The organism is Streptomyces sp. NPDC037273 (assembly GCF_055603625.1).
Genome location: NZ_JBVJVO010000007.1, coordinates 117606 through 132918 on the forward strand (window position 1 = coordinate 117606; position 15313 = coordinate 132918).

15 protein-coding genes are annotated in these 15313 nt (G+C 72.0%); 3 read left to right on the plus strand and 12 right to left on the minus strand.

The window, feature by feature from the left end; all coding sequences use genetic code 11:
- On the plus strand, positions 1 to 1371 hold the full coding sequence (locus tag ACZ7G1_RS20210) for an FAD-binding oxidoreductase (protein WP_470873113.1): 1371 nt from the start codon (positions 1 to 3) through the stop codon (positions 1369 to 1371).
- Positions 1372 to 1377: 6 nt separating this feature from the next.
- On the opposite strand, the gene ACZ7G1_RS20215 is transcribed toward ACZ7G1_RS20210, so the two are convergent.
- The 3 genes from ACZ7G1_RS20215 to leuA all read right to left on the minus strand — a co-directional run bounded on the left by ACZ7G1_RS20215 (position 1378) and on the right by leuA (position 5492).
- Positions 1378 to 2070, minus strand: coding sequence for a TerB family tellurite resistance protein (locus tag ACZ7G1_RS20215; RefSeq protein ID WP_470873111.1), 693 nt, complete (start codon positions 2068 to 2070; stop codon positions 1378 to 1380).
- Between the two features lie 134 nt (positions 2071 to 2204).
- On the minus strand, positions 2205 to 3482 hold the full coding sequence (locus ACZ7G1_RS20220) for a choice-of-anchor A family protein (protein WP_470873110.1): 1278 nt from the start codon (positions 3480 to 3482) through the stop codon (positions 2205 to 2207).
- A gap of 237 nt (positions 3483 to 3719) precedes the next feature.
- Entirely contained in the window at positions 3720 to 5492 is a 1773-nt protein-coding gene (gene leuA, locus ACZ7G1_RS20225; RefSeq protein ID WP_470873108.1) for a 2-isopropylmalate synthase, read from the minus strand.
- A 292-nt stretch (positions 5493 to 5784) separates the two neighbouring features.
- Here leuA and ACZ7G1_RS20230 point away from each other — a divergent pair, with 292 nt between their 5' ends.
- Both ACZ7G1_RS20230 and ACZ7G1_RS20235 read left to right on the plus strand, forming a co-directional pair.
- The gene (locus ACZ7G1_RS20230) at positions 5785 to 6837 is read left to right on the plus strand and encodes a M4 family metallopeptidase (RefSeq protein ID WP_470873107.1); all 1053 of its coding nucleotides are present in this window, start codon (positions 5785 to 5787) and stop codon (positions 6835 to 6837) included.
- A 20-nt stretch (positions 6838 to 6857) separates the two neighbouring features.
- On the plus strand, positions 6858 to 7121 hold the full coding sequence (locus ACZ7G1_RS20235; protein WP_470873105.1) for a protealysin inhibitor emfourin: 264 nt from the start codon (positions 6858 to 6860) through the stop codon (positions 7119 to 7121).
- 3 nt (positions 7122 to 7124) lie between these two features.
- Here ACZ7G1_RS20235 and ACZ7G1_RS20240 read toward each other — a convergent pair whose 3' ends face one another.
- The 9 genes from ACZ7G1_RS20240 to ACZ7G1_RS20280 all read right to left on the minus strand — a co-directional run bounded on the left by ACZ7G1_RS20240 (position 7125) and on the right by ACZ7G1_RS20280 (position 15155).
- Complete coding sequence (locus ACZ7G1_RS20240; protein ID WP_470873103.1) at positions 7125 to 8024, minus strand: hypothetical protein; 900 nt, start codon at positions 8022 to 8024, stop codon at positions 7125 to 7127.
- A gap of 4 nt (positions 8025 to 8028) precedes the next feature.
- Positions 8029 to 8385, minus strand: coding sequence for a peptidase inhibitor family I36 protein (locus ACZ7G1_RS20245; RefSeq protein ID WP_470873101.1), 357 nt, complete (start codon positions 8383 to 8385; stop codon positions 8029 to 8031).
- A gap of 98 nt (positions 8386 to 8483) precedes the next feature.
- On the minus strand, positions 8484 to 9464 hold the full coding sequence (locus ACZ7G1_RS20250) for an AraC-like ligand-binding domain-containing protein (RefSeq protein WP_470873099.1): 981 nt from the start codon (positions 9462 to 9464) through the stop codon (positions 8484 to 8486).
- A 123-nt stretch (positions 9465 to 9587) separates the two neighbouring features.
- Positions 9588 to 10538: a GTPase Era gene (era, locus tag ACZ7G1_RS20255; RefSeq protein WP_470873097.1), complete on the minus strand. Its 951-nt coding sequence runs from the start codon at positions 10536 to 10538 to the stop codon at positions 9588 to 9590.
- Positions 10539 to 10578: 40 nt separating this feature from the next.
- Positions 10579 to 11565 carry a DUF916 domain-containing protein gene (locus ACZ7G1_RS20260; RefSeq protein ID WP_470873095.1) on the minus strand — a complete coding sequence of 329 codons (987 nt, stop codon included), beginning with the start codon at positions 11563 to 11565 and terminating at the stop codon, positions 10579 to 10581.
- A 70-nt stretch (positions 11566 to 11635) separates the two neighbouring features.
- On the minus strand, positions 11636 to 12967 hold the full coding sequence (locus ACZ7G1_RS20265; RefSeq protein ID WP_470873093.1) for a beta-xylosidase: 1332 nt from the start codon (positions 12965 to 12967) through the stop codon (positions 11636 to 11638).
- 202 nt (positions 12968 to 13169) lie between these two features.
- The gene (locus ACZ7G1_RS20270) at positions 13170 to 13649 is read right to left on the minus strand and encodes a hypothetical protein (RefSeq protein ID WP_470873091.1); all 480 of its coding nucleotides are present in this window, start codon (positions 13647 to 13649) and stop codon (positions 13170 to 13172) included.
- A gap of 208 nt (positions 13650 to 13857) precedes the next feature.
- Positions 13858 to 14220, minus strand: a complete 363-nt coding sequence (locus ACZ7G1_RS20275; protein WP_470873089.1) for a cytidine deaminase — start codon at positions 14218 to 14220, stop codon at positions 13858 to 13860.
- A gap of 113 nt (positions 14221 to 14333) precedes the next feature.
- Entirely contained in the window at positions 14334 to 15155 is an 822-nt protein-coding gene (locus ACZ7G1_RS20280; RefSeq protein WP_470873363.1) for a helix-turn-helix transcriptional regulator, read from the minus strand.
- Positions 15156 to 15313 lie beyond the last annotated feature (158 nt).

The window sequence follows — 15313 nt, forward strand, 5'->3', positions numbered from 1 at the left end:
ATGACCACCACGACCGAATCCCTGGACACGCTTCGCGGTGCCGTGCGCGGCACCGTCGTGACCCCCGGAGACCCGTCGTACGACGTCTCCCGCCGGGTCTACAACGCCCTGCACGACCGCCGTCCCGCCGTCGTCGTCCACGCCGTGGACGCCGGGGACGTGATCGCGGCGGTGCGGTACGCCCGGGACCACGAGCTGCGGCTCGCGGTGCGGGGCGGCTCCCACGCGGTCGCCGGTTTCGGCACCGTGGACGACGGGCTCGTGGTCGACCTGTCCCGGATGCGGGGCGTCCGGGTCCAGCCCGAGATCCGCCGGGCGCGCGCCGAGGGCGGCGCCACCTGGGGCGACTTCAACCACGCCACGCACGCCTTCGGGCTCGCCACCACCGGCGGCGTCGTCTCCACGACCGGTGTCGGCGGTCTGACGCTCGGCGGCGGCATGGGGCATCTGGCCCGCAGGTGCGGCCTGAGCTGCGACAACCTGGTCGCGGCCGATGTGGTGACGGCCGAAGGGACGCTGGTCTCCTGCGACGCGGAGCGGGACCCGGACCTCTTCTGGGCGCTGCGCGGCGGCGGCGGGAACTTCGGGGTCGTCACCTCGCTCGCGTACCGGCTGCACCCGGTCGACGACATCTTCGGCGGGATCACCTGCTATCCGCTGGACGGCGACGTGGCCCGGGCCTGGCGGGCGATGATCGCGGAGACCTCGGCGGAGCTGAACTCGATCTTCGTGCTCGCGCTCGGCCCCGAGGAACCGTTCCTGCCCGAGCGCTGGCACGGCCGCCCGATCTGCGCCGCGTTCACCTGCTTCTCCGGCCCGTCCTCGGAGGACGAGAAGGTCCTGGCGCGCCTGGACGCGCTCGGCCCGGTCGTCGGCCGGTTCATGGACCGGATGCCGTACCCGGTGATCAACACCCTCTTCGACGAGCAGCTGCCGCCGGGGCTCTACCACTACTGGAAGGGGAACTTCAGCCGCGAGCTCTCCGACGGCGCCATCGCGGTCCACACGGAGTACGGCGAGACGATGCCGTCCATGGAGTCGGACACCGCGATCTTCCCGATCGACGGCGCCTGCCACGACGTGGGCCCCGAGGACACCGCCTTCGCCTACCGCGACGCCTTCTACTCGCACTCCTTCGGCGGCACCTGGACCGACCCGGCGGACAACGACCGCAACATCGCCTGGACCCGCGCCTACGACAAGGCGCTCCGCCCGCACACCCAGGAGGGCGGCTACGTGAACTTCATGGACACCGACGACCAGGACCGGGTCCGGGTCAACTACCGGCAGAACTACGACCGGCTGCGCGAGGTGAAGCGGAGCTACGACCCGGACAACGTGTTCCGGCTGAACCAGAACATCACGCCGTGAGGGGTTCTACGGCACCGTCCGCGCCGAGGCGAGGAGCCGGACGGTGTCGTCGGGCGCGAACGCGAGGGCGTTCCCGACGGTACCGAGGACCTCCATCTCGGCCGGGCTGTACGCCCCGTCGGCGAGGGCGATCCGCGCGGCCTGCAGCAGGATCGACTCCCGGCCGGCGGGCGCGAGGTGCGGGGTGAGCGGTTCGAGGGCCTCGTGGAGCTCGATCGCGAGGAGCGTGCCCTCGGGGTTCACCTCGGGCATGAACCGGCCGGTGTCGGCCGCGAGCGCCTCGACGAGGTCGACGAGCTGGACGGCCGTGCACTCGGTGAAGCCCGCCGCGCGGACGGCGCTGACGGCCCGGTCGAGGACCGCGCGGGAGTCCGTGCCCCCGGCCGCGAGGACGGCCAGGGCGACGGTGTGGACGCCGTCCCTCAGCATCGCGGAGAAGCGGCTCGTCGTGGGGTGGTCGAGGACCTCCGTGCCGAAGTGCGTGTGACAGGCCGCGCACTCGACGACGGGGCCCGTACAGCCCCGGGGCAGGACGGGGACGCCCAGGACGGCGAACCTGCGGCGGCCGGTGCGCCGCCGGTAGTTGCGGTCGCCTCCGCACTCCTCGCAGAAGAACTCGCCGTCTCCGACGGTGTTCCAGGAGGTGCGGATTCCGCAGACGCCCACTTTCCCACCACGTGAATTCCGGGCAGACCGCACACGCACCTCCTCAACGGCCCGGCTGCACTGCCGGCGTTGGCGTGATGTTAGCCACATCCATGATGCGACGTCAGCACCCCGTCAGGAGTTCACCGAGGAGTTGGCCGAGACACGTCACCGCGACGGATTCCGCATCAGGCGCGGCGACGACGCTTTGCGAAGGCCAGGAAGCCGCCGCCGATCACGACGGCGGCCGCCGCCGCGCCGATCACGCCGGGGCCGATGGCCGATCCGGTCGTCGCGAGATCACCCTCCGGGGTGGCGGACGGCGCCGGCGTCGGGGCCGTGCCGGGCGTCGTGGCGGACGCCTCCGGGGTGGCGGGCGCCGACGGGGACGCGGAGCCGCCGGGGGTCTCGGAGGCGCCCGGCGTCGCGCCGCCCTCGCTGGGGGTGGGCGCGGGGGTGTCGGTCGGCTTCGGGGCCTCGGGGGTGACGACCGGGCCGGGGGTGGTCACCTCGGGGAGGCAGCCGGTGAAGTTCATCTGGTGGGTCTCGGCACCGGGGACGGTGACGAGCTCCTCGGCGATGACCGAGCCGTTGATGTGTCCGCTGGTCATCGTGACGGTGGCGTGGGGCGCCAGGATCGTGCCGGGCCAGGCGGAGGAGTTCTTGTCGACGGTCTCAGCCTGCGGGAAGTTCCACAGCAGCTTGGAGCGGATGCTCTTGTGGCCGGCGGTGTGCCGGTCGTAGTCGTCCTGGACGTACGCGCCGCCGTCCCAGATCCACACGCCGGAGGTGGGCTTGGCCCGCATGTCGTACGAGGTGCCGACGACGTTCACGAGGGTGGAGGAGCCGACCGGGACCTTGAGGTAGATCTCGCCGGCCTTCTCCAGGTCGGCACCGCTCACCGCGAAGACGTTCAGCTTCGCGTCGGAGCCGGTGAGGTAGAGGCTCCGCCCGTCGGTGGACACCTCGCCGTCGGGCCGCGCGCCCGCCCAGCCGGTCGAGAGCGTGCGCAGCGCGGCGAACTCCTTGCCGAAGTCGACCGGGGAGGGCCCCGTGCCGACCTTGTCGCCGTCGACGTCGAAGCCTTCGCCCCGGGAGTTGTCCACGACCTTGCCGGCGATGCCGGAACCCTTGACCAGGACCACGCCGTTGGCCTTCAGGGTGCCGCCGACGACGAGGCTGTGCCCGCCGGGCAGCTTCGCGAGGTCGGCCCCGGAGAGACCGGAGCCGACCGAGAAGCCGGACCGGCCCGGGTCACCGAACGTCGCGTCGCCGCCGACCGCGACCGCGCCCTCGGAGTCCGAGTGGCGGGTGGAGTCCTTCTCGACGAACTCGGCGTACAGACCGGCCGTGCCGAGCGGGTTCGTCGCGCACTCCGCGGGGTTCGTGGCGGAAGCGGCGGGGGCCCAGGCGAGGGCGGCACCGGTCACCGCGAGAACGGCGGCCACGGCAGCGGTCGTGCGCATACGAAACTCCAGGTCAGGGAGGTATGGAGGGGGCGCGTGGGGGGATGTCCGACGGGGACGGACCGACCTTCCGCCATTCCCCGATCTGCCGTCAACTCACCTGATATGACGCCGAATCCGACATGGCGCCACCATCTTCCTTAAGCGAACCTGAAACCGTGACGCAGCTCACATACGGCGGCCGCCCCGCACCCTCCGGGAGGAGGGGTACGGGGCGGCCGTCGGGCGCGGTGGAGGTCAGCGGGCGGAGCGGTTGACCGCCGAGATGACCGCCTTCAGGGAGGCGCGGGTGGTGTTGGCGTCGATGCCGATGCCCCACAGGACCTGGCCGTCGATGGCGCACTCGATGTACGAGGCGGCCTGCGCGGAGGCGCCCTCGCTCATCGTGTGCTCCTGGTAGTCCAGCAGGCGGGCGTCGACGCCGATGGACTGCAGCGCGGCGAAGAACGCCGAGATCGGGCCGTTGCCGGAGCCCGTCAGGACGGTGTCGACGCCGTCCACGACCGCCTCGACGGTCAGCGTGTCCGTGCCGTCGGTGTCGGAGGTCGACTGGCCGGAGCGCAGCTGGATGCGCCCCCAACGAGCACCAGCGTTGTCGGGGTTGGGCAGGTACTCGTCCTGGAACACGGACCAGATCGCGGCCGGCGTGACCTCGCCGCCCTCGGCGTCGGTCTTCTGCTGGATGATCTTCGAGAACTCGATCTGCATCCGGCGGGGCAGGTCCAGCTTGTGGTCGTTCTTCAGGACGTACGCGATACCGCCCTTGCCGGACTGCGAGTTGACCCGGATGACGGCCTCGTAGGAGCGGCCGACGTCCTTCGGGTCGATCGGCAGGTACGGGACGGCCCACTCGATGTCGTCGACGGTGACGCCCTTCGCGGCCGCGTCGGCCTCCATGGCGTCGAAGCCCTTCTTGATGGCGTCCTGGTGGGAGCCGGAGAAGGCGGTGTAGACCAGGTCGCCCGCGTAGGGGTGGCGCGGGTGGACCTCCATCTGGTTGCAGTACTCGCTCGTGCGGCGGATCTCGTCGATCTGCGAGAAGTCGATCTGCGGGTCGACGCCCTGGCTGAACAGGTTCATGCCCAGGGTCACCAGGTCGACGTTGCCGGTGCGCTCGCCCTGGCCGAACAGGCAGCCCTCGATGCGGTCGGCGCCGGCCATGATGGCCAGCTCGGCCGCGGCGACGGCGGTGCCGCGGTCGTTGTGCGGGTGGACGGACAGGCAGACGTGCTCGCGGCGGGTCAGGTTGCGGGACATCCACTCGAAGCGGTCCGCGTGCGTGGACGGCGTCGAACGCTCCACGGTGGCGGGCAGGTTGAGGATGATCTCGCGGCCCTCCCCCGGCTGCCAGACGTCACAGACGGCCTCGCAGACCTCCAGGGCGAAGTCCAGCTCGGTGTCGGTAAAGATCTCGGGGCTGTACTGGTAGCCGAAGGTGGTCTCCGGGCCCAGCAGCTTCTCCGCGTACTCCATGACCAGGCGGGTGCCGTCCACGGCGATCTGCTTGATCTGCTCCTTCGAGCCGCGGAAGACGACCCGGCGGAAGGTGGGCGCGGTGGCGTTGTACAGGTGGACGGTGGCGCGCTTGGCGCCGACCAGGGACTCCACGGTCCGCTCGATCAGGTCCTCGCGGGCCTGGGTCAGTACGGAGATGGTGACGTCGTCCGGAATCGCGCCCTCTTCGATGATCGAGCGGACGAACGCGAAGTCGGTCTCGCCGGAGGACGGGAAGCCGACCTCGATCTCCTTGTAGCCCATGCGGACCAGCAGGTCGAACATCTCGCGCTTGCGCGCCGGGGACATCGGGTCGATCAGGGCCTGGTTGCCGTCGCGCAGGTCGGTGGACAGCCAGCGGGGCGCCTTGGTGATGCGCTGCTCGGGCCAGGTGCGGTCGGGGATCTGCACGGCCTCGTAGCGGCCGTACTTGTGGATCGGCATCCCGGACGGCTTCTGCAGCTGCGTCGCGTTGGTGATGGGCGTCGGGCGGCTGACGAAGGGGGACTGAGACATTGCGTTGGGCTCCTCGGGTCCAGCAAGAAGGACGGCCGACTGTCGAACGCAACACCAGGTCCCGCGGGGAGGGGGTCGGCCTACGACTACAGGCCCTCGCCGCGGCAGCTAAGGAGAAGCAGCCCGAAACGCATGATGTGCCGCAGCCTAGCCCAGGATCGTCGAGACGGACGTCCTGTTTCAGTATGCGGGACGGCGTCGGCGTCAAGCCCGAACAGTGACGCATCACTCCATTTCGCCAATCATCGTCTCCCCTCGTGACAGTGGCGTCACGCAGTGCCACATTGCAGGGATGACTTCCCACTCGTCCGTCTTCTGCTCGATCGTGCCGCCGCACCTTCTGGAGCACCTGGCGCACTCCTCGAACCCGGCCGTCGCGGCCGCCGCCCGCCGCACCCTGGTCGCGGACGCCGCCGCCCGCACGTTCCGGGTGCTGCCGCTGCCCGGCGCCGCCCCGACGCTCGGCCCCGGCGACGCCGGGAAGCCGCACCGCACGGTCCACGACTGCGCGCGCGGCACCGCCCTGCCGGGCACCAAGGTCCGCGGCGAGGGCGAGGAGGCCGTCCCCGACGCCACCGTCAACCGGGCCTACGCCGGCCTCGGCGCCACCTTCGACCTCTTCATGAACGCCTTCGGGCACGACTCGATCGACGGCTCGGGACTGCCGCTCGTCGCCTCCGTCCACTACGACGAGAACTACGGCAACGCCTTCTGGAACGGCGAGCAGATGGTGTTCGGCGACGGCGACGACGAGATCTTCCTCGACTTCACCCTGCCGGTCGACGTCATCGGCCACGAGCTCGCCCACGGCTTCACCCAGTACACGGCGAACCTGGAGTACTTCAGCCAGTCCGGCGCCCTCAACGAGTCCGTCTCCGACGTCTTCGGCTCCCTCGTCAAGCAGTACGCCCGCGGCCAGAGCGCCCAGGACGCCGACTGGCTCATCGGCGAGGGCCTCTTCCACCCGAGCGTGGAGGGCACGGCGCTGCGCTCCATGAAGGCCCCGGGCACCGCGTACGACGACGACGTCCTCGGCAAGGACCCGCAGCCCGGCCACATGGACGACTACGTCCGCACGTCCCGCGACAACGGCGGGGTGCACATCAACTCCGGCATCCCCAACCACGCCTTCTACCTGGTGGCGACCGAGCTCGGCGGCCACGCCTGGGAGCGGGCCGGGCAGATCTGGTACGACGTGATGACCGGCGGCACCCTCGCCCCCGAGACCCGGTTCGGGGAGTTCGCGGCGGCCACCGTGGCGGCGGCGCGGGCCCGGTACGGCGACGGCGAGGAGATCCAGGCCGTCCTGAAGGCGTGGACGGCGGTGGGGGTGCCCACCGACTGACCGGCTGGTAGACAGGGCCCATGCGGATTCGAGTGCGGCGCACGGGCGGTTTCGCGGGCATCGAGCGGTCGGCGGAGGTGGAGACCTCCGGCCGGCCGGACGCCGGCGACTGGCACGCCCTGGCCGGCACGGTCCTCGACGAGGGCAGCGACGAGAGCCGGGGCGTGCCGGACGGTTTCGCGTACGAGATCACCGTGGACGGCGTCACGGTCCGCTGCTGCGACCCGCGCCTCACGGACGCCCAGAGGACCCTCATCGCGAGGGTCCTCAAGGAAGGCGCCTGAGCGTCACGCCCCGGTGGACGCGCCGGTGCGGCGCAGCGCGGTCTCGCGCAGTTCCCTGACCCGGGTGGCGCCGGCCCACGAGGACTTCGGCAGCCGGGCCTGGACGCGTTCCTGAGCGGTACGGGTCACCGAGGCGAGGTCGCCGCGGTCCTGGCAGAGCGCGTCCCGCCGGGCGAGTTCCTGCTCGCGGCGGCCGGTCCGCAGCAGCGCCGAGCGGTCCTCGCCCGCCTTGGCCACCGCGTCCTGGATGAGCCCGCGGGCCTCCTGGATGGTGCCGACCTTCTCCCCCTGCTCCGCCATGCAGGCGGCCCACGCCTTCTGCGCGGCGAGGAACTCGGGGGCGGCGGCGACCTCGGAGACGATCCGCGCGGTCGCCCCGGTGGCGTCGACCTCGGCCTGCTCCCACGCGCCGCCGTACACCTCGCGGCGGGCGAGGTACACGCAGCCGTCGGTGTTGAGGCGCAGTTCGGGCGCCCCCTCCGTGGTCAGGACGACCTGGTGCGCGCTCGTGCCGACGAGCGCCTCCTGCCAGGCCGCGCGCCGGGCCTCGGTCAGCTTCGCGAGGACGGGCGCGTTCGGGTCGTCGGGCAGGCCTTCGAGCGCGGCGGACGCCAGGCCGTACCCGTCGTTCCTGGCGGCTTCCTCGGTCAGCAGCCCGTACGGGTTGTCGGTGACGGGACGGGTGGCCGGGACCGGTGCGTACGGGAATCCGCGTCGCCGCATGCATCCGGCGACGGCCTTCTCCTCGGCCTGGTGGAGCGTCCCGGCCTGCTGCGCCGGGACGACGGTGGCCCCGTCCAGGGGGACGGGGAAGGTGCTCGCGTCCCGGTGGGCGGGTGCCGAGGAGCACCCGCCCACTGCCAGCAGGCACAGGACGAACAGGGCCGCTGGTCGCAGGTTCACGGCATCAGCACCACTTGTTCGAGGCGACGTTCTTGTAGTAGACGGTGCCGGAGAGGTCGCCGATGCCGTAGCCGCGGGGGATGTTCACCGACGAACCGGTCTTGCCCGTTCCGCTGTAGATGCGGACGCTGCACTGGGTGCCGGAGTTGGACACCGAGACCGCGTTGTTGAACTTGTTGTACTGGAGCAGGTTGTTGTTGTCGCCGTAGACCGTGCCCGGGTCGCCCGTGTAGTTCGTCGACAGGTACGCGCAGAGCGCCCCCGACGGACACGGCGACGCGGCGGCCGGCGTGATGGAGAGGCCGGCGCCGAGCCCGGCCGCGGAGATCACGGCCACACTCGCGATCAGCTTCTTCAGCATGTGGGTTTCCTCCCGTATCGGTCGGTGGTGGTTCCACCGCCGGGCAGGACGCTAGCCAGCCCCACCACGGCCGGGCATTCGCACCGCGCGCCAGGTCGTTACCCCTGCGCGCCCGCGCTCCGCAGGGCCTCTTCCCGGTACGCGCCCGGGGGCATCCCGTACGCGGTGCGGAAGGCCCGGCTGAAGATGGCGGGCCTCGGGAAGCCCCAGCGCGCGCCGATGGCGTGCACGGTGAGGTGGCTGAGGTGGCGGGCGGCCAGATCGCGCCGGCAGTGTTCGAGGCGCTGGCCGCGGATGAACCCGGCGACCGTCGTGCCGTGGTGGCCGAAGAGCCGGTGCAGGGCGCGGACGGACATCTGGTGCGCCGCCGCGACGGCCGCCGGCGTCAGGTCCTCGGAGGCCAGGTGGGCGCGGATGAACGCCTCGATCCGCAGGAACGCGACCCGTCCCCCGGTGTCGACCGGCGGCCGCCGGTCGAGGTGGTGGGCGAGCACCGCGCCCGTCAGGCCGAGCAGGGCGCTCCGGACCCGGTCGGCGTCCTGCGGGGTGAGGTGCGGTGCCTCCTCGCCGAGCCCGGTGAGGAGGCGTGCCAGGAGCCGGCCCACCCCGTGCCCGGCGGACATCGGCACGGCGAGCAGCTGGGCGAGGTGGCCGTCGCGGAACGGCAGCAGCCGCTTGGGGAGGTTCAGGACCAGCGTGCCGGCCACCGGCCCGTGCGGGGCGACCGAGGCCTCGAACGGGCGCGAGGTGTCGTACAGGACCAGCTCGCCCCGGCCGAGCGACACCCGCCGGTCGCACTGGTCCAGGTCCTGCCGCCCGCTCCTGATCAGGGCGAGCTGGTACAGCTCCGGGTCCGAGCGCCTGATGAGCGCCGGGGTCCGCCGGCAGGCCAGCGAGCTGTACGTCAGCGAGGAGAGCTGCACGCCCTCCCGCAGGTCGGCCACCCCGAGCCGCACCTTCAGGCCGCCGACGTCCGGGAAGCGGATCTGCGTGGCGCACAGCGCCCTCGCCGTCACGTCCTCCCAGCCGTCGGCCCGGCCGCCGGCGGGTAACGCGTCACTGTCGAAAACGGTCTGCATGATTCCCCCTGCTGTTCGATCGACCGGTCATGTCGATACGCACCGACGGGTCAAGTCGTCGCGTACCGACCGGATGATGTCCCCGCCGACGCGGGGCGAACAACAGGACGAATCGGAAACCGGCTAGAACCCCAGCTTCCGCAGCTGCTTCGGGTCGCGCTGCCAGTCCTTCGCGACCTTGACGTGGAGGTCGAGGAAGACGGGGGTGCCGAGGAGCGCCTCGATGTGCTTGCGGGACTTCATGCCGACCTCCTTGAGGCGGCTGCCCTTGGGGCCGATGATGATCCCCTTCTGGCTGGGGCGCTCGATGTACACGTTGGCGTGGATGTCGAGCAGCGGCCGGTCCGCCGGGCGGTTCTCGCGCGGGATCATCTCCTCGACGACCACCGCGATGGAGTGCGGCAGCTCGTCGCGTACGCCTTCGAGCGCGGCCTCACGGATCAGCTCCGCGACCATGACCTGCTCGGGCTCGTCGGTGAGGTCGCCCTCCGGGTAGAGCGGCGGGGACTCCGGGAGGAGGGGGATGATCAGGTCGGCGACGAGCTGGACCTGCTTGTCGCCGACGGCCGAGACCGGGACGATCTGCTGCCACTCGAAGCCCAGCTCCTTGCCGAGCTGGTCGACGGCGATGAGCTGCTCGGCGAGGGTCTTGGAGTCGACCAGGTCGGTCTTGGTGATGATCGCGACCTTGGGGGTCTTCTTGATCGCGGCGAGTTCCTTGACGATGAACTTGTCGCCGGGGCCGAGCTTCTGGTCGGCGGGCAGGCAGAAGCCGATCACGTCGACCTCGGCCCAGGTGGTGCGCACGACGTCGTTGAGCCGCTCGCCGAGCAGGGTGCGCGGCTTGTGGAGGCCGGGGGTGTCGACCAGGATCAGCTGCGCGTCCGGGCGGTGCACGATGCCGCGGACGGTGTGCCGGGTGGTCTGCGGCCGGTTCGAGGTGATGGCCACCTTCTGGCCGACCAGAGCGTTCGTGAGGGTGGACTTGCCCGCGTTGGGGCGGCCGACGAAGCAGGCGAAGCCGGCCCGGTGGACGGCTTCGGTTTCTTGGTTGCGAGCGCTCATGGGGGCCATTGTCCCCGATGAGCGCCCGCCTCACGTACTCAGTGCGGTCTCAGGCCCCGACCAGGGCCTCGGCCGGAGGTTCCGCCGGTGCCTCGGGCCGTGCTCGGCGGCGGCGTATCCACAGGCCGGCGAGGCCGGCGGCGGCGCCCGCGGCGAGGACCGAGGCGGCGAACCAGGGCACCGCGAGGAACGACGCGCGGCCCGTCTCCCGCACGTCCTTCGCGGTGGCCGTGAGGGTGACCTCGCCCCGGTCGAACTGCGGGGAGCCGGTCCACCGCTCGGTGAGCCGGATCTTCTGCCGGGGCAGCAGCTCGGCCGGGACCCCGGCCAGGTCGCGTTCGAGCAGGGTGCGGCCGAACAGGCCCTCGGCCTTCAGGACGACCTTCGGGCTGAGCGTGACGTTGCCCAGGTTGTGCAGGGTGTACGAGACGACGGCGCTGCTCTTGCGGGTGCCGGGGACGAGCGGCCGGTCCTGGTCGACGCGGACGTCCTCGACGGCGAGCGCGGGGACGGTCGGCCCGTCGACCCGCAGGTAGAGGCGGGCCGCGACCGCCCGCTGGACGCCGACGGCGACGGTCCCCCGCCCGCCGGCGCTGATCCGCTCGTCGAGGGCGACGAGGGCGCCGGGGTGGTCGCCGGGGTCCGCGTCGGCGGGGACGGCGAGGGTGTAGGCCACGGTGACGGAGGAGCGGGCCGGGACGGTGATCCGGGTCTTCTCGGGCTTGATCCAGGCGCCCGCGCCGGTCTGCTTCTCGGCCTGGGTGCGGACGGCGAAGCCGCCGTCCCGGTCCGTGTTGTAGGCGTCGGCGCCGTACAGCCGGAAGGTGAGCGGGGCGGCGGTCTTGTTGGCGACGGTGACCCGGTCGGTGAGGGTGCTGCCGGGTTCGGCCGAGAGGAAGAAGTAGGGGCGGCTGCCCAGCCGCGCGGCCGCCGGATAGACGGCCCACTCGCCGTTCTCGGCGGCCCGTGCGCTCGGCGCGAGGGCGAGCAGCAGCAGGAGGGTGCTCAGGAGGAGGACGTACGGCTTGGTGCGCACGGGTGCGGAACCCCCCGGGGGTGCGGAGACGGAGCGGGCCGGCCGGGTGCGCGCCCGGCCCGCGGGGTGGTCAGGACAGCGTCAGCGTCAGGACGCCCGCGTACGAGCCGGGCGCGGTGAACGCCGGGACGTCGAGGGAGAGCCCGGCGTCGACGGTGAACTCACCGCCGGTGAGGGTGCCGTTCGGGGTGGAGGCCAGGGTCGCGCCGCCACTGCCGACCGCGCCGGCCGAACCGGCCGCGCAGACGCTGGGGCTGCCCGCCTTGGCCGTACAGGCGGGGGTCCAGCTGAGGTTCCCGGCGCCGATGGCTCCGCCGGGACCGGTGAAGTCGGTGACCTTGCCGGTCAGGGACCAGCCCGCGGGGCCGCCGCGGAAGTCCTTGACGGTCACCGTCTGCAGGGCGCCGGTGGCCGCGCCGCCCGCGCCGAAGTCCACCGAGGACAGCTGGACCGCGTCCCCGGCCTGGGTCATGGACAGCTCGCCCGCGGTCACGCCCGCCGTGATCGTCTGGCTGTTCGGCGGGGCCGGGACGATCACCTTGTACGCGGCGGGTCCTGCGCCCTTCTCCGGGTCCCAGGCCGCGCCCTCGTAGGCCACGATCCCGGTGGTCGCCGGGTCGTTGACCTTCAGGCGGGCGGCGAACCCGCCCTCGCTGTCGGTCGTGACCGTCATCTTGTCGGCGGTCTCGGCGCCGCCGGCCCGGCCGACCACGGTGACCTCGCTGAGCGGGGTGAACTTGGCGCCGGTGACCGTGACCCGGACCCCGGGGTCACCCGAGGCCGCGTCGAGCTGGAGCGTCCGGGTGTTGGGGTTGGCGACGGGGCTCGCGACGACCGTCTCGGAGACCGGGGCGGGCGGGTTGAGCACCGTACAGGGGGTGTCCAGCTCCATGAGGTAGCTGGTGTGGATGTTGTAGTCGCCGGGCGAGAGGGTGATCGAGCCCGCCGCGGTGGCCGTGAACGTGCCCGTCATGGAGAACGCCGGGAACGAGCCCTTGGCCGGGACCGGCGGGTTCTTCTTCGGGCCGGTCACGGTGACCGCGCCCGTCTGGGCGCCGCCGAGGACCACCTTGCCGCTGGGCGTCAGGATGTCGGCCGGGAGCGCGAGGTCGACGGGGTTGGACGCGGCGGGCTTGGTGACCGTGTAGGTCACGGTCACGGTCTCGCCGACCTTCGGGCTCGGCTTGTCGACCGTGATCTGGGCGGTGGTGGTGCCCTCGATCGGCGGGATGTTCGCGATCGGCGGCGGGACGCAGCGGGTCTGGAATTCCACCGCCTGCGAGGTGGTGGCCGCGCCCGCCGGGGCGGCGAGCGCGCCGCCGCCGACCGCGAGGGCGGTGACGCCGAGGACGGCGGTCCAGCGCCGTCTTCGGGTCGCCGCCCGGGATCGGTTGAGTGCCATGGATGTGCCCCCTCCTGAGGGATGAGTGGGCGCCATTGACGGCCGCGGGCGGAGAGAAGTCAATGGCATCGAAAACCATCGGCTGATGACCCATCAGATTCTGTCAAGATCGTCCCACGGTCCCGCCGTTCGCCGCGTTTGCCCAGGTCACGCCAGAGACCGGTGCCACCATCGGCGACACCGGTCAGGGGTGGAGCGGGGGTCAGCTGAAGACGAACGGACCCGGCGACTGCGACGTCACCGCGTCACAGTTGATCGTCACGCCGAAGACCACCATCTTGAGGGCGACGCCCGCGAAGTACGAGTTGAGACTGTCGCCCGAGGCCACGGTCCCGGTGAGGGGGCCGATGGTGACGGGCTGGTTGGCGCCGATCGCCGGGTTCTTCTTGCCGGTGAAGACCCGCGTGCCGCCGCCGGCCTTGGCCATCGTCAGCGTGGCGTTGATCTGGTCGGCGCCGATCGCGAGCGGCGTCGTGACGGCCGTGTTGATCTTGATGGTCGCGGTGGTGCCGGTCTGGGTGGCCGTGAGGGTGGCCACTCCGGTGTTGTACGGAGAACAGTCGTACGTCGCCGTGGCCGACCCCGGCGAGACGGCTCCGGCCGTCGGGGCGAAGGCGAGTCCGGCGGCGGCGAGCGCTCCGGTCAGTACCGCGACCGTCCCTAAGGTGCTTCTGCTTCTCATGGCGAGTTCGTACCCCTTCCGATGGAGAACGCAGGGGTGCGGACACTGCGTGAATGGCGAACATCTGACGGTCCGTCGGGCGAACCGATGCCATTGATGCGCAGACGACCGGGGAAGGCAAGAGAAGGTGCGGTGATCCTTCACAAACGCGCAAGGGCCCGGCGCGCCGCCGGGCCCTCGGGGATGTCCTGCCGGTCGGGCCGGGGACTCAGCCCGCCGTGACCGCCGTACGCAGCTGCCCGTCGGGGCCGGCGAGCAGCACCGGGGTCCCGGGCCCGCCGAGGTCCCGCACCGCCGCGCGGTCCTCGTCCGAGGCGGCCTCGGCGTTCGACACGACGGCCGCCGCCTCCAGGGACTGGGCGCCGCTGGCCACCGCCATCGCGACCGCCGTCCGCAGCGCGCTCAGCTTGAGCGACTCCAGCTCCACGGTGCCGGCCACGTACGTCCGGCCGGTCTCGTCGCGGACGGCCGCGCCCTCGGGCACGCCGTTGCGGGCGCGGGCGCTGCGCGCCAGCGTGATGATCTTGAGGTCCTCGGCGCCGAGGTCGCCGTGCTCGCTGCTGAGTGTCATGCCCCGAGCATAGGTCGGGGCCCCCGGGCGGCCGGGGAGCGTCTCAACCCTCGATCGGACCGTCTCAGCCGGCGACCGACCGGGGCGCCCCGGACCGCGGCCGTCCGGGCGGCTCAGCCCGCGACCGGGTACATCGCGCCGCGGCGGCCCTCCGGGGAGACGAGCCATTCGAGCTTCTCGGCGGTGTCGGCCTCGGGGAGCGGGGTGTGGAGCACGATGACCAGGTCGGGGCGGGCCGGGACCCGGAGCTGGGTCGCCTCGACCACCAGCGTGCCGACGAGCGGGTGCTCCATCTCCTTGCGGTTCTGGCCGCCCGGCAGGATGTCACGCCGCTCCCACAGCTTCACGAACTCCTCGCTGCGCTCCTTGAGCTCCTCGATCACCAGCTGGAAGCCCGCGTCGTCGTCGCACTCCGAGCACGCCGAGCGGAACTGCGCGACGACCTTCGGCGCGAGCTCCTCCCAGTGGCCCATCCGCGAGCGGTACAGCGGGTCGGTGAAGAACGCGATCATGCAGTTCTGGGAGATGCCCGGCCGCATCCCGAGCACGATCGCCGCCGCGTCGTTGTACATGACCGTGTTCCAGTACTGGTCCATGATGTGCGCCGGGAACGGCATCCACGCGTCGATCAGCCGCCGCAGCCCGTCGCACATGTCCCGGTCCTCCGGGGCCGCTTCGAGCGCCGGCGGGTTCAGCGCCGCGAGGACGTACAGATGGCGCCGCTCGGCCGGGCTCAGCCGCAGCACCCGCGCCACCGAGTCGAGGACCTGCGGCGAGACCGTGATGTCCCGGCCCTGCTCAAGCCACTGGTACCAGGAGACGCCGACGCCCGCGAGGACCGCGACCTCCTCCCGGCGCAGCCCCGGCGTGCGGCGGCGCGCCCCGCCGTCCGGGAGCCCCGCCTCCGCCGGGCTGACCCGCGCCCGGCGGCTCATCAGGAACTCGCGCAGTTCCCCGAGTCGGCGCTGCTTCGCGCCGGTGCTCTCCAGCGTGGTGGCCACGTCTGCTTCCTCCCCCTGGACGCATGGTGGATGCCTGGTGGTGCGACCAACAGGATAAGTTCCCGCTCCCCACCGCTATTCCCGGGCGCGGA

What these genes read in the sequence shown, in the direction of transcription:
- ACZ7G1_RS20210 (WP_470873113.1), top strand. Translation starts at nt 1, where the DNA reads ATGACCACCACGACCGAATCCCTGGACACGCTTCGCGGTGCCGTGCGC.
- ACZ7G1_RS20220 (WP_470873110.1), bottom strand. Translation starts at nt 3,482, where the DNA reads ATGCGCACGACCGCTGCCGTGGCCGCCGTTCTCGCGGTGACCGGTGCC.
- leuA (WP_470873108.1), bottom strand. Translation starts at nt 5,492, where the DNA reads ATGTCTCAGTCCCCCTTCGTCAGCCGCCCGACGCCCATCACCAACGCG.
- ACZ7G1_RS20230 (WP_470873107.1), top strand. Translation starts at nt 5,785, where the DNA reads ATGACTTCCCACTCGTCCGTCTTCTGCTCGATCGTGCCGCCGCACCTT.
- ACZ7G1_RS20235 (WP_470873105.1), top strand. Translation starts at nt 6,858, where the DNA reads ATGCGGATTCGAGTGCGGCGCACGGGCGGTTTCGCGGGCATCGAGCGG.
- ACZ7G1_RS20245 (WP_470873101.1), bottom strand. Translation starts at nt 8,385, where the DNA reads ATGCTGAAGAAGCTGATCGCGAGTGTGGCCGTGATCTCCGCGGCCGGG.
- ACZ7G1_RS20250 (WP_470873099.1), bottom strand. Translation starts at nt 9,464, where the DNA reads ATGCAGACCGTTTTCGACAGTGACGCGTTACCCGCCGGCGGCCGGGCC.
- era (WP_470873097.1), bottom strand. Translation starts at nt 10,538, where the DNA reads ATGGCCCCCATGAGCGCTCGCAACCAAGAAACCGAAGCCGTCCACCGG.
- ACZ7G1_RS20265 (WP_470873093.1), bottom strand. Translation starts at nt 12,967, where the DNA reads ATGGCACTCAACCGATCCCGGGCGGCGACCCGAAGACGGCGCTGGACC.
- ACZ7G1_RS20270 (WP_470873091.1), bottom strand. Translation starts at nt 13,649, where the DNA reads ATGAGAAGCAGAAGCACCTTAGGGACGGTCGCGGTACTGACCGGAGCG.
- ACZ7G1_RS20275 (WP_470873089.1), bottom strand. Translation starts at nt 14,220, where the DNA reads ATGACACTCAGCAGCGAGCACGGCGACCTCGGCGCCGAGGACCTCAAG.
- ACZ7G1_RS20280 (WP_470873363.1), bottom strand. Translation starts at nt 15,155, where the DNA reads ATGAGCCGCCGGGCGCGGGTCAGCCCGGCGGAGGCGGGGCTCCCGGAC.